The organism is Microbacterium sp. 10M-3C3 (genome assembly GCF_003931875.1).
Lineage (GTDB): Bacteria > Actinomycetota > Actinomycetes > Actinomycetales > Microbacteriaceae > Microbacterium.
Genome location: NZ_CP034245.1, coordinates 1,911,256 through 1,925,646, shown reverse-complemented (window position 1 = coordinate 1,925,646; position 14,391 = coordinate 1,911,256). Strand labels below are relative to the sequence as shown.

Genomic DNA, 14,391 nt, shown 5'->3' with positions numbered 1-14,391 from the left:
CCGTCGATTGTACCCGCGGGCTCAGGCCGCGGCGGTGGCGGTCTCCGGCTCGGTCGCGAGCTCGGGCTCGGGGCGCAGGCGCGACGCGGCCCACGCCGCGACCAGAGTCACGGCGGACATGACGGCCAGGACGATGCCCGGATGCCACCATGCGAAGCCGCTCGCCGCGCCGATCGCGGTCGTGAGCAGCGGCACGAATCCGCTCACGGTCGCGGCGATCGCGTACGACAGCGACAGCGCGGAGTAGCGGAACGAGTCGGGGAACAGGTCGTTCATGAGGCCGCCGAGGGCCGCCCACGACATCGTCGGCAGGATCCCGCCGATGATCATCGTCGCGACCAGGATCGGGAAGGTCGCGAACTGCAGCAGGAAGTACATCGGGAACGTGATGACGAGGGTGCCGACGGCGCCCCACAGCACCACGCGAGCCGAGCCGATGCGCGTCGCCCACCAGCCGAACAGCGGCACCGTCACGAGCTGCAGAAGCCCGCCGATCGTCGTGGCGACGAGGAGGTCCTGGTAGAAGAAGCCGAGCTGGGACACGCCGTAGTTGATCGTGTACGTGTTCATGAGCGAGTAGGAGCCGATCCCCAGGAGCGCGGCCCCGATCGCGATGACGACCGCCGCGGGCCGGCGCGCGAACATGACCGCGAACGGCAGGCGCTCGCGACGGTCCTCGGCGACGACGCCGCGGAACACGGGCGTCTCGTCGATCGACAGGCGAAGATACAGCGACACCAGCAGCAGCGGGATCGCGAGCAGGAACGGGATGCGCCAGCCCCACGCGGCGAGCTGGTCGGCGGGGAGCACGGCGGTGAGCACGATGAAGACGAGCGCCGACAGGATCGAGCCGACGGGGGAGCCGAGCTGCGGGATGGCGGCGTAGAACGCGCGCTTGACCGGGCCGGCGTGCTCGGTGGCGAGCAGGATCGACCCGCCCCACTCGCCGCCGAGCGAGAGGCCCTGCACGATGCGGAGGAGGATCAGGAGCACCGCGGCGAACCACTCGAGCTGCGCGTACGTGGGAAGCAGGCCGATCGCCCCGGTGGCGACGCCCATGATTCCGACCGTCCACAGCAGGGTCGTGCGCCGGCCGAGCCGGTCGCCCATCCAGCCGAAGATCACCGCGCCGATCGGCCGCACGACGAAGGCCACGGCGACGGTGGTGAACGCCGCGAGGGTGCCGCCGGTCTCGCCGAGCGGCTCGAAGAACAGCGGCCCGATGAAGTAGGCCGAGAAATAGGCGTAGACGTAGAAGTCGAAGGACTCGAGGGACGTGCCGACCATCGAGGCCCACGACACGCGACGCGCGGGGGAGGAGGCGGAGACGGATGCTGTGGTCACGAACGACCATTCTGCCGCGCCTCCGACCCTTGTTGGACCGCGTCCGGAAAGCCCGGCTCGCCGCTGTCCGCCGCGGTCGGCCCGGCGCGCGTAGAATGGCCGCATCAGCATCGATCCGGCCATCACCGGGGAGCTCTCGGAAGAACAGGGTCTCGCACCCCCAGTAGAACCGAGCGGGTCAGGCCCGTCACAGCCGCGGTGAGAGGGGGCGGATGCTCCGGACGGTCCTCGTCCGTCGCATCCGTCACGCGGGGTGGTACCGCGGCCCGCACGGGTCGTCCTCGCAGGGAGCATCGACACCTGCTGGAGTGACATGACCTATCCGAAGTCCGCGTTCGGGCCCGCCGCCGACGTGAACCCGAGTCCGCGGTTCCCCGCGATCGAGGCCGACACCCTCGCGTTCTGGCGCGCCGACGACACGTTCCGCGCGTCGATCGAGCAGCGCGAAGGCGCCGAGGAGTGGGTGTTCTACGACGGCCCGCCCTTCGCGAACGGCCTGCCGCATTACGGGCACCTCCTCACCGGATACGCGAAGGACCTCTTCCCGCGCTTCCAGACGATGCGCGGCAAGAAGGTCGACCGCGTGTTCGGGTGGGACACGCACGGCCTCCCCGCCGAGCTCGAGGCGATGAAGCAGCTCGGGATCACCGAGAAGGACGAGATCGAGCGCATGGGCGTGGCGGTGTTCAACGCCAAGGCGCGCTCGTCGGTGCTCGAGTACACGCGCGAGTGGCAGGACTACGTCACGCGCCAGGCCCGCTGGGTCGACTTCGACCGCGGATACAAGACGCTCGACACGACCTACATGGAGTCGGTCCTGTGGGCGTTCAAGAGCCTGTGGGACAAGGGGCTCGCCTACGAGGGCTACCGCGTGCTGCCGTACTGCTGGCGCGACCAGACGCCGCTGTCCAGCCACGAGCTGCGCATGGACGACGACGTCTACAAGATGCGGCAGGACCCGTCGGTCACGGTCACCTTCCCCCTCGTGGGCGCGAAGGCCGAGGCGCTCGGGCTGACGGCCGTGCGGGCGCTCGCGTGGACGACGACGCCGTGGACGCTGCCGACGAACCTCGCCCTCGCGGTGGGTCCCGGCATCCGGTACGTCGTGCTGCCGGGCGGGCCCCACGGCGCGGCCGATGTCCATCACACGCCGGACGGGCACGCCGACGACCCCGTCGAGGCGCGCGCCCACCGCTACCTGCTGGCCGAAGACCTCCTCGCCGGCTACGCGAAGGACCTCGGCTACGACTCCGCCGACGACGCGCGCGCCGCGGTGCAGCAGACGGTGCTCGGCGCCGAGCTCGGCGGCGTCGCGTACGACCGACTCTTCGACTACTACGCCGACGCCGACACGTGGGGCACCGGCGACGCGTGGCGCATCCTCGTCGACGACTACGTCACGACCACCGACGGCACCGGCATCGTGCACCAGGCGCCGGCCTACGGCGAGGACGACAAGCGTCTCGCGGATGCGGCGGGCATCCCGACGATCCTGTCGCTCGACGACGGCGGCCGATTCCTTCCCGCCGTCGTCGATGTCGCGGGCATGCTGTGGATGGAGGCGAACCAGCCCCTCATCCGCCTGCTCCGGCAGGAGGGACGCCTGCTGCGCCAGGCCAGCTACGAGCACTCCTACCCGCATTGCTGGCGCTGCCGGAACCCGCTGATCTACAAGGCGGTGTCGAGCTGGTTCGTGCGTGTCACCGACATCAAGGACCGCCTGATCGAGAACAACGCCGAGATCACGTGGGTGCCGGAGAACGTCAAGGACGGGCAGTTCGGCAAGTGGCTCGAGGGCGCGCGGGACTGGTCGATCAGCCGCAACCGCTACTGGGGGTCGCCGATCCCGGTGTGGAAGAGCGACGACCCCGTGTACCCACGCGTCGACGTCTACGGCTCGCTCGCCGAGCTCGAGGCCGACTTCGGGCGTCTGCCGCGCAACGCGGACGGCGAGGTCGACCTGCACCGCCCCTCCATCGACGACCTGGTGCGGCCGAACCCCGACGACCCCACCGGGCGCAGCATGATGCGCCGCATCGAGGATGTGCTCGACGTGTGGTTCGACTCCGGATCGATGCCGTTCGCGCAGGTGCACTACCCGTTCGAGAACCACGATTGGTTCGACGAGCACGCACCGGCCGACTTCATCGTGGAGTACATCGGTCAGACCCGCGGCTGGTTCTACGTCATGCACGTGCTCTCGACCGCGCTGTTCGACCGCCCGGCGTTCACCGGCGTGTCGTGCCACGGCATCGTGCTGGGCAGCGACGGTCAGAAGATGTCGAAGTCGCTGCGCAACTACCCGGACGTGAGCGAGGTCTTCGACCGCGACGGCTCCGACGCGATGCGCTGGTTCCTCATGTCGAGCTCCGTGCTGCGCGGCGGCGACCTCGTCGTCACCGAGGAGGGCATCCGCGCGGGCGTGCGCGAGTTCCTGCTGCCCCTGTGGAATGCGTGGTACTTCTTCGCGACGTACGCCAATGCTTCGGCGAGCGCAGCGGGAACCGCCTCCGGCGGGTACGACGCGCGGTGGCGCACCGACTCGACCGACGTCCTCGACCGCTACATCCTCGCGCTCACCGGCGACCTCGTCCGCGACGTGGCCGCCGACCTCGAGGGCCTGGACTCCACCACCGCCGCCGAGCGCCTCCGCGACTTCGCCGAGGTGCTGACGAACTGGTACATCCGCCGCTCGCGCGACCGCTTCTGGGTGGGGGTGACGCCCGGCGAGGAGTCGTCCACCGAGGCGTTCGACACGCTGTACACGGTGCTCGAGACGCTCACCCGCGTCGCGGCGCCGCTCATCCCGCTCGTGTCCGAGCGCGTGTGGCAGGGCCTCACCGGCGGGCGCAGCGTGCACCTGACCGACTGGCCGGATGCGGCGCCCTTCGGCGACGCGGCCGACATCCGTGCCGCGATGGACACGGTCCGCGAGGTCTCCAGCGTCGCGAACGGCCTCCGCAAGCGCGAAGGGCGACGCGTGCGCCTGCCCCTGCCCCGCCTGACGGTCGTCGCGCCCGGCGCGCGCGGCCTCGCGCAGTTCGAGGACATCCTCCGCGACGAGCTGAACGTCAAGCGCGTCGACCTCGTGGAGCTCACCGACGACACCGCGGCCGAGTACGGCATCACCCATCGCCTGTCCGTGAACGCCCGCGCGGCGGGTCCGCGCCTCGGCAAGCTCGTGCAGCAGGCGATCGCCGGGGCGCGCACGGGCGACTGGAGCGAGGTCGACGGGGTCGTGACCTCCGGCGGCGTGGCGCTCCAGCCGGGCGAGTACGAGCTCGTGGTCGAGACCGCCGGGCGCCCGAGCGGCGAGGCCCTCGCGACGCTGCGCGACGGCTTCGTGCTCCTGGACACGACGACGAACGAGGCGCTCGAGGCCGAGGGGCTCGCGCGCGACGTCATCCGCGCCGTGCAGGACACGCGCAAGGCCGCGGGCTTCGACGTGAGCGACCGCATCCGCCTGCACCTGCTGTTCGCCGACGACGCCGATGCGGCGGCCGTGCGCTCCGCGTGGGACGTCGCCGGTGTCGCCGGCGAGACGCTCGCCGTGCAGTCGGCCGTGCTCGTCGCGGGCACCGACGCGCCCGAGCCGGCCGCGCCCGGTGACGACACGTGGTGGACCGCCGAGTTCGGCTCCGACCCGGAGTACATCGGGCATGTGGCCGCCGGCACCTACGCCAACCGGGGCGCCGTGTGGGTGGCCGTCGGCCGAGTGGAGGTGGGCGCATGAACGATCGGACCCGTGCCGACGCGGTGTACGCGGCGCTGCTGCAGCGCCAGGGCGAGCAGTGGGTGCAGCCACGCGTCGAGCGCACGCGGCGCGTGCTCGAGCTGCTCGACGATCCGCAGCGCACCTACCGGGTGATCCACGTCACCGGCACGAACGGCAAGACCTCGACCAGCCGCATCGCCGAGAGCCTGCTGCGGGCCCTCGGGCTGCGCACGGCGCTGTTCACGAGCCCGCACCTCGAGCGCTTCACCGAGCGCATCATGATCGACGGCGAGCCGGTGGCGGATGCGGCGATCGCCGACGCGTGGGAGGAGATCGAGCCGTTCGTCGACATCGTCGACGCCGAGCTCGCGAGCGCGGGTGACGCGCCGCTGACCTTCTTCGAGCTGCTGACGGTGCTCGCCTTCGTGGTCGCCGCCGACGCGCCGGTCGACGTCCTCGTCCTGGAGGTGGGCATGGGCGGCGAGTGGGACTCGACGAACACCGCCGACGGCGACGTCGCGGTGTTCGCGCCGATCGACATGGACCACGCCGACCGCCTCGGCGACACGATCGCGAAGATCGCGCGCGTGAAGGCCGGCATCATCAAGGACGGCGCGGCCGTGGTGTCGGCCCGCCAGGTGCCCGACGCCGAGGCCGTCCTCCGCGAGGTCGCTGCCGCGCGCGGGGCGAGCATCGCCTTCGAGGGCGAGCAGTTCCTCCTCGCCGAGCAGCGCCTCGCCGTCGGCGGCCAGCAGATCACGGTGCGCGGGCTCGCGGGGGAGTACCGCGACGAGTACCTGCCGCTGTACGGCGCGCACCAGGGCGCCAACGCGGCGCTGGCGCTGGCCGCGGTGGAGTCGCTCATCGGCGGCGGCACGCAGCCGCTCGCTCCGGACGTCGTGGCGGAGGGGCTCGGTCAGGTGACCTCGCCGGGCCGGCTCCAGCTCGTCGGCGCCCACCCGACCGTGCTCGTGGACGCCGCGCACAACCCGCACGGGGCGCACGCCCTCGTCGAGGCGCTGCGCGACGCATTCGACGTCGACGAATGGGGTGTCGTGCTCGGCGTGCTGGCCGACAAGGACGCCGCCGGCATGGTGGCGGAGATCGCGCCCGTGGCCACGCACGTCTTCGCCACGGCGCCCGATTCCGAGCGCGCCGGCGACGCCGAGCGCCTCGCCGACCTCGTCGAGGCCGCGGGCGTCGCCGTGACGGTGCATCCGGGGCTCGAGGACGCCGCCGACGCGGCCCGTGAGTGGGCGGCCGCGTCCGACCGTCGCGCCGTCGTCATCGCCGGGTCGGTCGTGCTCGCCGGGGAGGCGCTGCGGGTGGCCTCGGTCGAAGGCTGGAAGGACGGGTGGGACGCGTGAGCCCCCGGGAGCGGCGCCGTCGCGGCGCCGCCGAATCGCTCGGCGCGATCGTCCTCGGCTTCGAGTCCCTCGTGGTGTTCCTCGGAGGGCTCGTCGTGTACGGGCTCAAGGCGCTGCCGGCAGGGCTCGAGCCGTGGTGGGGAATCGTCGGCGGCTCGGTGCTGGCCGTCCTCATGGTCCTCACCGCCGGACTCCTCCGCCATCGCTGGGCGATCGCGCTCGGCTGGGCGCTGCAGGTGCTGCTGGCCCTCGGCGGCTTCCTCGTCGGGACGCTGCTGCTGGTCGCGATCATTTTCGGCGTCATGTACGGATATGCGACGATCAAGGGAGCCTCCCTCGATCGCCGCAATGCGCGGCGTCTGGCCGACCCCGAACCCCCGAACGGAGAATGAGCATGGCGACCGAAGAGACCCTCGTCCTGGTGAAGCCGGACGGTGTCGCCCGCGGCCTGACCGGCGCGATCCTCGCCCGCATCGAGGCGAAGGGCTACGCGCTCGTCGACATCCGCCTGGTGGAGCCCGACCGCGAGACCCTCGAGCGCCACTACGCCGAGCACGAGGGCAAGCCCTTTTACGAGCCGCTGCTGGAGTTCATGATGTCCGGCCCGTCCGTCGCGATCCGCCTCGCCGGCAACCGCGTCATCGAGGGGTTCCGCTCGCTCGCCGGAACGACCGACCCGACCACGGCGGCACCCGGCACGATCCGCGGCGACTTCGGCCGCGACTGGGGTCTGAAGGTGCAGCAGAACCTCGTTCACGGCAGCGACAGCCCCGAGTCCGCCGCGCGCGAGCTCGCGATCTGGTTCGCCTGATCAGGGACTGACCTCGAACGCGCTCTCCGCCGCCGCGCACGACGCCGTGTCCGGGCACGCCGCGTAGTCCCACCAGTTCGCGATCTCCACGACCGTCGCTCCGGGGCGGATGGTGGGCGGCACCGTGATGCTGACGGTGAACGCCCCGTCCGCGTCGGGACGCACGAACGCGCGCGCGATCGGGATGCGGTCGTCGGCGGGGTGGATCCGGATCTCGAGCTTCTCGCCCTCGGGCAGGTCGACGGGACACGCGCGGACGGTGTCGACGGTCACGATGCGGCCGGGGCGGGGGTCGGACGGCGTCACCGACATCTCGGGCACGCACACCCTTGCCGGCTCGGAGGAACTGCATCCGGCGAGCATCGCGGCACCGACCGCTCCGACGGCGATGAGGGCGGAGACGGCGGCGCGGCGACGACGGATCATGTCACAGCGTCGCGAGCACGTTCAGGCGCAGCTGCGCGAGCAGCGCGATCACCGCGAAGCTCAGGATGACCAGGAGCGGGAGCCACGGGACGAGGGCATTCGCCGCGCGGCGAACGCCGGGCGCAACGGGGACGATGCCCTCGCGGAGCACGTGCAGCCACACGGCGTAGAACGTGGGGATCGTCACCGACCACGTGACCATGCACCACGGGCACAGCGTCGACAGCACGAAGATGCTCTGCGAGATCAGCCAGACGACGAACGCCATGGCGCCGGTGATGCCGAGCGCGAACAGCCACCAGAACCAGCGGGCGAAGCGGGCCCCGGCGAGCATCGCGACCCCGACGACGATCGGCGCGGTCCAGCAGATGAGGCCGATCAGCGGGTTGGGGAAGCCGAACAGGCTGCCCTGCCACGAGTCGAGGTTCTTGCCGCACTGGATCAGCACGCTGAAGTCGCACGAGGCGGTGGAACCGGGATTGGCGAGCAGGTGCAGGCGCTCGCTCGTGAGCGAGAACGCCGCCCATTCCCCGACGACGCCGGCGATGATCAGCCAGACGGCGAGGACGGGGTGGCGGGACTCGGCGGGAGCGGTGGACACGCTCGGCATTATCGCACCGGCCCCTGTGGCTGCGCCCCGCGGCGGCGGCGCGCAGGCGGCCGATGGTGGCGCGCGGCGCGCGAGGTGCGATAATGGTCGGGATGCACGTGCGGCCGCGCCGCATCCGCATCACGACAGACTTCGGGCGATGGACGCCCTGCGCAGCTCGAGCTTCGGGCCGGCTGCAGACCGAGAGAGTTCGTGGCACCGCCGGGTGCGGCGCCGCATGAGTTTCCGGGCGACGCGCGGTGTCGCCCGCAGGGAGTACGCCAGAGATGGCCGATACAACAGCAGACCAGCCGGAGCCGACCACGATCGATGAGGCGGCCGAGCCCGTGACGCCGGATGCGGCGCCCCAGCCGGATGCGGCGCCCCAGCCGGACGCCGCGCCGGAGCCGCCCGTCGACACGGAGCCCGCTGCCGAGGAGCAGCCGGCCGCCGAGCAGCCCGCCGCCGACGAGCCGCCCGCCGCCGACGTGACGGCCGAGGCGCCGGAAGGGCCCGCCGAGGACACCCCGAGCGGGCCGCCCACCGCGGTGTCGCTCGGGCTTCTTCCCGAGGTGTTCGTGTCGTCGGTGAGCACCGCGCTGCACTTCTACGCTCCCGAGATCACGCCGTTGCCGGCGCTGCCCGTCGAAGAGGAGCCCGTGGCATCGACCTCCTCCCGGCGGCGGAACCGGCGTCGCGGCGGGGGAGCGGACGAGGGCGACGAACGCGAGCCGCAGCAGCAGCCGCGCCAGCGCGCCGTCGAGTACATCACCGAGCCCCAGCGCATCAAGGGCTCCACGCGCCTGGAGGCCAAGAAGCAGCGTCGCCGCGACGGTCGGGAGGCCGGGCGCCGTCGTCCGGTGGTGACCGAGGCGGAGTTCCTCGCCCGTCGCGAATCCGTCGACCGCGTGATGGTCGTGCGCTCGAAGAACGGCCGCGTGCAGATCGGCGTGCTCGAGGACAACGTGCTCGTCGAGCACTATGTCGCGCGCAACCAGGACGCCTCGCTCATCGGCAACGTCTACCTCGGCCGCGTGCAGAACGTGCTGCCCAGCATGGAGGCGGCGTTCGTCGACATCGGCCGCGGCCGAAACGCCGTGCTGTACTCCGGCGAGGTGGACTGGGACGCGGTGGAGACCGGCAACCAGCCGCGTCGCATCGAGCTCGCCCTGAAGTCCGGCGACCGCGTCCTCGTGCAGGTCACGAAGGACCCTGTGGGCCACAAGGGCGCGCGCCTGACGAGCCAGATCTCGCTTCCCGGCCGCTACCTCGTCTACGTGCCCGGCGGCGCGATGAACGGGATCTCCCGCAAGCTCCCCGACACCGAGCGCGCGCGACTGAAGAAGATCCTCAAGGAGGTGCTCCCGGAGTCGTCGGGCGTCATCGTGCGCACCGCGGCCGAAGGCGCCACGGAGGAGCAGCTGACCCGCGACGTGCAGCGTCTGACGAGTCAGTGGGAGCACATCAACCGCCTCGTCGAGACGCAGCAGGCGCCCGCGCTGCTGCACTCCGAGCCCGACCTCCTCGTCAAGATCGTCCGCGACGTCTTCAACGAGGACTTCTCGCGGATGCTGATCCAGGGGGAGGATGCGCACGCGACCATCACGTCCTACCTGGCCGCCGTCGCGCCGGATCTGCTCGAGCGCGTCGAGACCTACAGCGGCGACGGCGACCCCTTCGACGACTTCCGCATCACCGAGCAGATCGAGAAGGCCCTCGACCGCAAGGTGTGGCTGCCCTCGGGCGGCTCGCTCGTGATCGACCGCACCGAGGCGATGACCGTCGTCGACGTCAACACGGGCAAGTTCGTCGGCTCCGGGGGCAACCTCGAGGAGACCGTCACCAAGAACAACCTCGAAGCGGCCGAGGAGATCGTGCGTCAGCTGCGCCTGCGCGACATCGGCGGCATCATCGTCGTCGACTTCATCGACATGGTGCTCGAGTCCAACCGCGACCTCGTGCTGCGCCGCCTCATCGAGTGCCTGAGCCGAGACCGCACGAAGCACCAGGTCGCCGAGGTGACCTCGCTCGGCCTCGTCCAGATGACCCGAAAGAAGCTCGGCCTCGGACTGCTCGAGACCTTCAGCGAGCCGTGCGAGGTGTGCGCGGGCCGCGGCGTCATCGTCCACCACGACCCGGTCGTCAAGCACCGCTCCAGCGCGCCCTCCAACGGCGGCGGCCCGTCGCGTCGCGGCCGCAACGGCAACGGCGCATCCGGCAACGGCAACGGCGCGGCATCCGGCGGCACGCACGTGATCACCGAGGGCGTGAAGTCGGCGCTCGCGCAGATCGCCGCCTCGACGATCCATCCGACGACCCCCGAGGTCGAGGAGCAGATCGTCGCCGAGGTCGTCGAGGCCGTCGAGGCGGCCGCCGAGGCCGCACCGCCGCGCAAGCAGCGCAAGAAGCGGGAGCAGCCGAAGGCGCCGCGCACCGAGAAGGACCTGCTGCTCGACTCCGTGCTCCAGGCGCTCCCCGAGCCGAAGGCCCCGGGGCAGGGTCGCTCGCGGCGCCGCGTGACGACGGCCGCGCTCAGCGGCACGCCGGTGCAGGCATCGCCGACGCCGACCGACGACGCGTCCTGAGCAGGCGGGCGGGCCCCGTCAGCGGCGGTCGCGCGCGCGCACGCGCAGCCCGGAGGCGATGAGCCGGCGCACGAGCTCGTGTCCGCTCACGTGCGTCGCGCCGGCGGCCACGAGGCGCGCGTGCGCGTCTTCCGGCACGTCGTAGTGGTCGCGGTCGAACCCGCGGCGGGGGATGCCGTTGGACGCGGCGAAGGCGTGGAGCTCGTCGAGGTCGGCGTCGCTCACGAGGTGCGCCCACAGCCGGCCGTGGGCCGGCCAGCGGGGGTCGTCGATGAGGATCGCCATGCGTGCGATCCTAGGAGCGGACGGATGCGGCGGGGCCGATCGGCGCCCGTGCCGCGTCGCTTTGCCCATCTCCCCGCCATCGGGTAAACTCGCTCTTTGGTGCGCCGCGTCCCCAGGACGCCGGAGCCTCCGCGACGGCCAGATCGCGAGGCGATCGGTTCGCACCGAGACTTCCGTCATCAGACAACCGGAGCCGTGCGCTCCCGAACGAAACAGGTGTGAAGTGGTTTACGCAGTTGTGCGCGCCGGTGGCCGGCAGGAGAAGGTCGAGGTCGGCACGGTCGTCGTTCTCGACCGCCAGCAGGCGAAGGTCGGCGACAGCATCCAGCTGCCCGTCGTGCTGTTCGTCGACGGCGACACCGTCACGACCGACGCCGACAAGCTCGCGAAGGTGTCCGTCACCGCCGAGGTGCTCGGCGAGGAGCGCGGCCCCAAGATCGTGATCCAGAAGTTCAAGAACAAGACCGGCTACAAGAAGCGCCAGGGGCACCGCCAGGACCTCACGCGCGTCAAGATCACCGGCATCAAGTAAGCCAGGGAGACGCAGAGATGGCACACAAGAAGGGCGCAAGCTCCACCCGCAACGGCCGTGACTCCAACGCCCAGCGACTGGGTGTGAAGCGCTTCGGCGGCCAGGTCGTCAACGCGGGCGAGATCATCGTCCGTCAGCGCGGCACCCACTTCCACCCCGGCGCCAACGTCGGTCGCGGTGGCGACGACACGCTGTTCGCGCTCGCGGCCGGCGCCGTCGAGTTCGGCAGCAAGGGCGGCCGCAAGGTCGTCAACATCGTCGCCGCGGCGGAGTGATCCCGCCGGTCGACGAGCCGGAGCAAGACCTCTCGGAGGGGGTGGGCGCGTGCCCGCCCCCTTCGTCCATTCCGTCCGCATGAAGGGAAGACGCCCATGGTGACGTTCGTCGACCGGGTGACGCTGCACCTGCGCGCGGGCAAGGGCGGCAACGGCTGCGTGTCCGTCCGCCGCGAGAAGTTCAAGCCGCTCGCCGGTCCCGACGGCGGGAACGGCGGCCATGGCGGCGACATCGTCCTCGTCGCCGATCCCCAGGTCACGACGCTGCTGTCGTACCACCACTCGCCGCACCGCTCCGCGGGCAACGGCGGTTTCGGCATGGGCGACAACCGCTCCGGTGCGGCGGGGGAGTCGCTCGAGCTCCCGGTGCCCGTCGGCACCGTGGTGAAGTCGCCCGACGGCGAGACCCTCGTCGACCTGATCGAGCCGGGTATGCGCTTCGTCGCCGCGCCCGGCGGCCAGGGCGGGCTCGGCAACGCGGCGCTGGCGTCGCCCAAGCGCAAGGCGCCCGGCTTCGCCCTGCTGGGCACCCCCGGCTGGGAGGGCGACGTCCTCCTCGAGCTGAAGACCGTCGCCGACGTCGCGCTCGTCGGCTTCCCGTCGGCCGGCAAGTCGAGCCTCATCGCCGCCGTCTCCGCCGCGCGGCCCAAGATCGCCGACTACCCGTTCACGACGCTGCATCCGAACCTCGGCGTCGTGCAGGCCGGCGACGTGCGCTACACCGTCGCCGATGTGCCGGGCCTCATCGAGGGTGCCAGCGAAGGTCGCGGGCTCGGCCTGGAGTTCCTCCGCCACGTCGAGCGCTGCACGGCCCTCGTGCACGTGCTGGACTGCGCGACGCTGGACCCCGGCCGCGACCCGCTGACCGACCTCGACGTGATCCTCGCCGAGCTCGCCGCCTACCCGGTTCCCGACGGGCAGGTGCCTCTTCTCGAGCGCCCGCAGATCGTCGCCCTCAACAAGGTCGACGTCCCCGAGGCGAAGGACCTCGCCGATCTCGTGCGGCCCGACCTCGAGGCCCGCGGCTTCCAGGTCTTCGAGATCTCCACCGTCAGCCGTGCCGGCCTGCGCGAGCTCACGTTCGCCCTCGCCGACATCATCGAGCGTGCACGGGCGGATGCGGCGGCCGACCAGCGCGTCGTGGAGCGCATCGTGATCCGGCCGCAGGGGTCGGAGCGCGACTTCCAGGTGCGGGTCGAGGGGGGCACCTACGGGCCGGTGTACCGGATCCTGGGCGCCAAGCCGGTGCGGTGGGTGCAGCAGACCGACTTCCAGAACGACGAGGCCGTCGGCTACCTCGCCGACCGGCTCGAGCGCCTCGGCGTCGAGGACGAGCTCTACCGTGCCGGGGCGACCCCCGGTGCGACGGTCGTGATCGGAGAGGGCGACGGTGTCGTCTTCGACTGGCAGCCCGCGCTGACCTCCGCCGCAGAGCTCATGACGGCACCGCGCGGCACCGATCCCCGCCTGGACGACAACACGCGCCGCACGACGTCGCAGCGGCGCGAGCGCTACCACGAGCGCATGGACGCCAAGGCCGACGCGCGCGCCGAGCTCGAGGCGGAGCGCCTCGCCGATCGCGAGACGGACGACGAGTGACCGCGGTCGCCGAGCGCGCAGGCATCCCCGCCGCCGACCGTGTCGTCGTGAAGGTCGGGTCGTCCTCGATCAGCGGCGACGGCGCCCACCGGATCGACACGATCGTCACCGCCCTTGCCGGGGCGCACCGCCGCGGCACCGAGATCGTGCTCGTGTCGTCGGGCGCCATCGCGACCGCGCTGCCCCTGCTCGACCTCGACGGCCGGCCGAGCGACCTGGCCACGCAGCAGGCCGCCGCCGCGGTCGGTCAGAACGTGCTGATGTGGCGCTACCAGACCTCGCTCGACCGCTTCGGCCTGCTCGCCGGCCAGGTGCTCCTGACCGCGGGCGACCTGGAGAACCCGACGCCGCGCTCGAACGCGCGCCGCGCCATGGAGCGCCTGCTGGGCCTGCGCATCCTGCCGATCGTGAACGAGAACGACACCGTCGCGACGCATGAGATCCGCTTCGGCGACAACGACCGGCTCGCGGCCCTCGTCGCCCAGCTCATCGGCGCCGACGTGCTCGTGCTCCTCAGCGACATCGAGACGCTCTACACGCGGCCGCCGGGGGAGCCCGGCGCCCGGCCGATCCGCACCGTCGCGTACGGCGACGACCTCCACGGCTTCGAGTTCGGCACGGTCGTCGTCAACAGCGTGGGGACGGGTGGCGCGGCGACCAAGGTGTCGGCGGCGCGCCTGGCCGCCGCATCCGGGGTCGGCACGCTCGTCACGAGCGCCGACCTGGTGGGCGAGGCTCTCGCCGGTCAGGACATCGGCACGTGGTTCGCGCCGAACCCCGATGCCGCGCGCGGGGCGGCGACCGGTCCCGTCGGCACGGTGGGACCGGCCGCTCGCCGGACGCCGCGGTCGATAGACTGACCG

General features: G+C 71.8%; 13 protein-coding genes. 9 read left to right on the top strand and 4 right to left on the bottom strand.

The window, feature by feature from the left end:
* Positions 1–21: 21 nt before the first annotated feature.
* Positions 22–1,344: an MFS transporter gene (locus tag EI169_RS09225; RefSeq protein WP_240640386.1), complete on the bottom strand. Its 1,323-nt coding sequence runs from the start codon at positions 1,342–1,344 to the stop codon at positions 22–24.
* A 313-nt stretch (positions 1,345–1,657) separates the two neighbouring features.
* On the opposite strand from EI169_RS09225, the gene ileS reads away from it, so the two are divergent.
* From ileS to ndk, 4 genes are read left to right on the top strand one after another with little or no spacing between them, the layout of a single operon-like run.
* The gene (gene ileS, locus EI169_RS09220) at positions 1,658–5,077 is read left to right on the top strand and encodes an isoleucine--tRNA ligase (RefSeq protein ID WP_125132061.1); all 3,420 of its coding nucleotides are present in this window, start codon (positions 1,658–1,660) and stop codon (positions 5,075–5,077) included.
* The gene (locus tag EI169_RS09215; RefSeq protein WP_125132060.1) at positions 5,074–6,426 is read left to right on the top strand and encodes a folylpolyglutamate synthase/dihydrofolate synthase family protein; all 1,353 of its coding nucleotides are present in this window, start codon (positions 5,074–5,076) and stop codon (positions 6,424–6,426) included. The genes ileS and EI169_RS09215 overlap by 4 nt, the downstream gene beginning before the upstream one ends.
* Positions 6,423–6,818 carry a DUF4233 domain-containing protein gene (locus EI169_RS09210; RefSeq protein WP_240640384.1) on the top strand — a complete coding sequence of 132 codons (396 nt, stop codon included), beginning with the start codon at positions 6,423–6,425 and terminating at the stop codon, positions 6,816–6,818. The genes EI169_RS09215 and EI169_RS09210 overlap by 4 nt, the downstream gene beginning before the upstream one ends.
* A 2-nt stretch (positions 6,819–6,820) precedes the next feature.
* Positions 6,821–7,237, top strand: coding sequence for a nucleoside-diphosphate kinase (ndk, locus tag EI169_RS09205; RefSeq protein WP_125132058.1), 417 nt, complete (start codon positions 6,821–6,823; stop codon positions 7,235–7,237).
* Here the strand turns inward: ndk and EI169_RS09200 are convergent, their stop codons facing one another.
* Positions 7,238–7,663, bottom strand: coding sequence for a hypothetical protein (locus EI169_RS09200; RefSeq protein ID WP_125132057.1), 426 nt, complete (start codon positions 7,661–7,663; stop codon positions 7,238–7,240).
* Between the two features lies 1 nt (position 7,664).
* Positions 7,665–8,273 carry a vitamin K epoxide reductase family protein gene (locus EI169_RS09195; RefSeq protein ID WP_125132056.1) on the bottom strand — a complete coding sequence of 203 codons (609 nt, stop codon included), beginning with the start codon at positions 8,271–8,273 and terminating at the stop codon, positions 7,665–7,667.
* Positions 8,274–8,539: 266 nt separating this feature from the next.
* Here EI169_RS09195 and EI169_RS09190 point away from each other — a divergent pair, with 266 nt between their 5' ends.
* Entirely contained in the window at positions 8,540–10,837 is a 2,298-nt protein-coding gene (locus EI169_RS09190) for an Rne/Rng family ribonuclease (protein WP_125132055.1), read from the top strand.
* An 18-nt stretch (positions 10,838–10,855) separates the two neighbouring features.
* Here the strand turns inward: EI169_RS09190 and EI169_RS09185 are convergent, their stop codons facing one another.
* Positions 10,856–11,122 (bottom strand): DUF4031 domain-containing protein, encoded by a 267-nt coding sequence (locus EI169_RS09185; protein WP_125132054.1) that lies wholly within the window; start codon positions 11,120–11,122, stop codon positions 10,856–10,858.
* Positions 11,123–11,345: 223 nt separating this feature from the next.
* Between EI169_RS09185 and rplU the strand changes: the two genes are divergently transcribed.
* The 4 genes from rplU to proB all read left to right on the top strand — a co-directional run bounded on the left by rplU (position 11,346) and on the right by proB (position 14,388).
* On the top strand, positions 11,346–11,654 hold the full coding sequence (rplU, locus tag EI169_RS09180) for a 50S ribosomal protein L21 (protein ID WP_164515476.1): 309 nt from the start codon (positions 11,346–11,348) through the stop codon (positions 11,652–11,654).
* Positions 11,655–11,671: 17 nt separating this feature from the next.
* On the top strand, positions 11,672–11,929 hold the full coding sequence (rpmA, locus tag EI169_RS09175; RefSeq protein ID WP_125132053.1) for a 50S ribosomal protein L27: 258 nt from the start codon (positions 11,672–11,674) through the stop codon (positions 11,927–11,929).
* 96 nt (positions 11,930–12,025) lie between these two features.
* On the top strand, positions 12,026–13,528 hold the full coding sequence (obgE, locus tag EI169_RS09170; protein WP_125132052.1) for a GTPase ObgE: 1,503 nt from the start codon (positions 12,026–12,028) through the stop codon (positions 13,526–13,528).
* Positions 13,525–14,388 carry a glutamate 5-kinase gene (gene proB / locus EI169_RS09165; protein WP_125132051.1) on the top strand — a complete coding sequence of 288 codons (864 nt, stop codon included), beginning with the start codon at positions 13,525–13,527 and terminating at the stop codon, positions 14,386–14,388. The genes obgE and proB overlap by 4 nt, the downstream gene beginning before the upstream one ends.
* Positions 14,389–14,391 lie beyond the last annotated feature (3 nt).

Coding starts and splice junctions, on each gene's coding strand:
- ileS (WP_125132061.1), top strand. CDS start 1,658: ATGACCTATCCGAAGTCCGCGTTCGGGCCCGCCGCCGACGTGAACCCG.
- EI169_RS09215 (WP_125132060.1), top strand. CDS start 5,074: ATGAACGATCGGACCCGTGCCGACGCGGTGTACGCGGCGCTGCTGCAG.
- ndk (WP_125132058.1), top strand. CDS start 6,821: ATGGCGACCGAAGAGACCCTCGTCCTGGTGAAGCCGGACGGTGTCGCC.
- EI169_RS09200 (WP_125132057.1), bottom strand. CDS start 7,663: ATGATCCGTCGTCGCCGCGCCGCCGTCTCCGCCCTCATCGCCGTCGGA.
- EI169_RS09195 (WP_125132056.1), bottom strand. CDS start 8,273: ATGCCGAGCGTGTCCACCGCTCCCGCCGAGTCCCGCCACCCCGTCCTC.
- EI169_RS09190 (WP_125132055.1), top strand. CDS start 8,540: ATGGCCGATACAACAGCAGACCAGCCGGAGCCGACCACGATCGATGAG.
- EI169_RS09185 (WP_125132054.1), bottom strand. CDS start 11,122: ATGGCGATCCTCATCGACGACCCCCGCTGGCCGGCCCACGGCCGGCTG.
- rpmA (WP_125132053.1), top strand. CDS start 11,672: ATGGCACACAAGAAGGGCGCAAGCTCCACCCGCAACGGCCGTGACTCC.
- obgE (WP_125132052.1), top strand. CDS start 12,026: ATGGTGACGTTCGTCGACCGGGTGACGCTGCACCTGCGCGCGGGCAAG.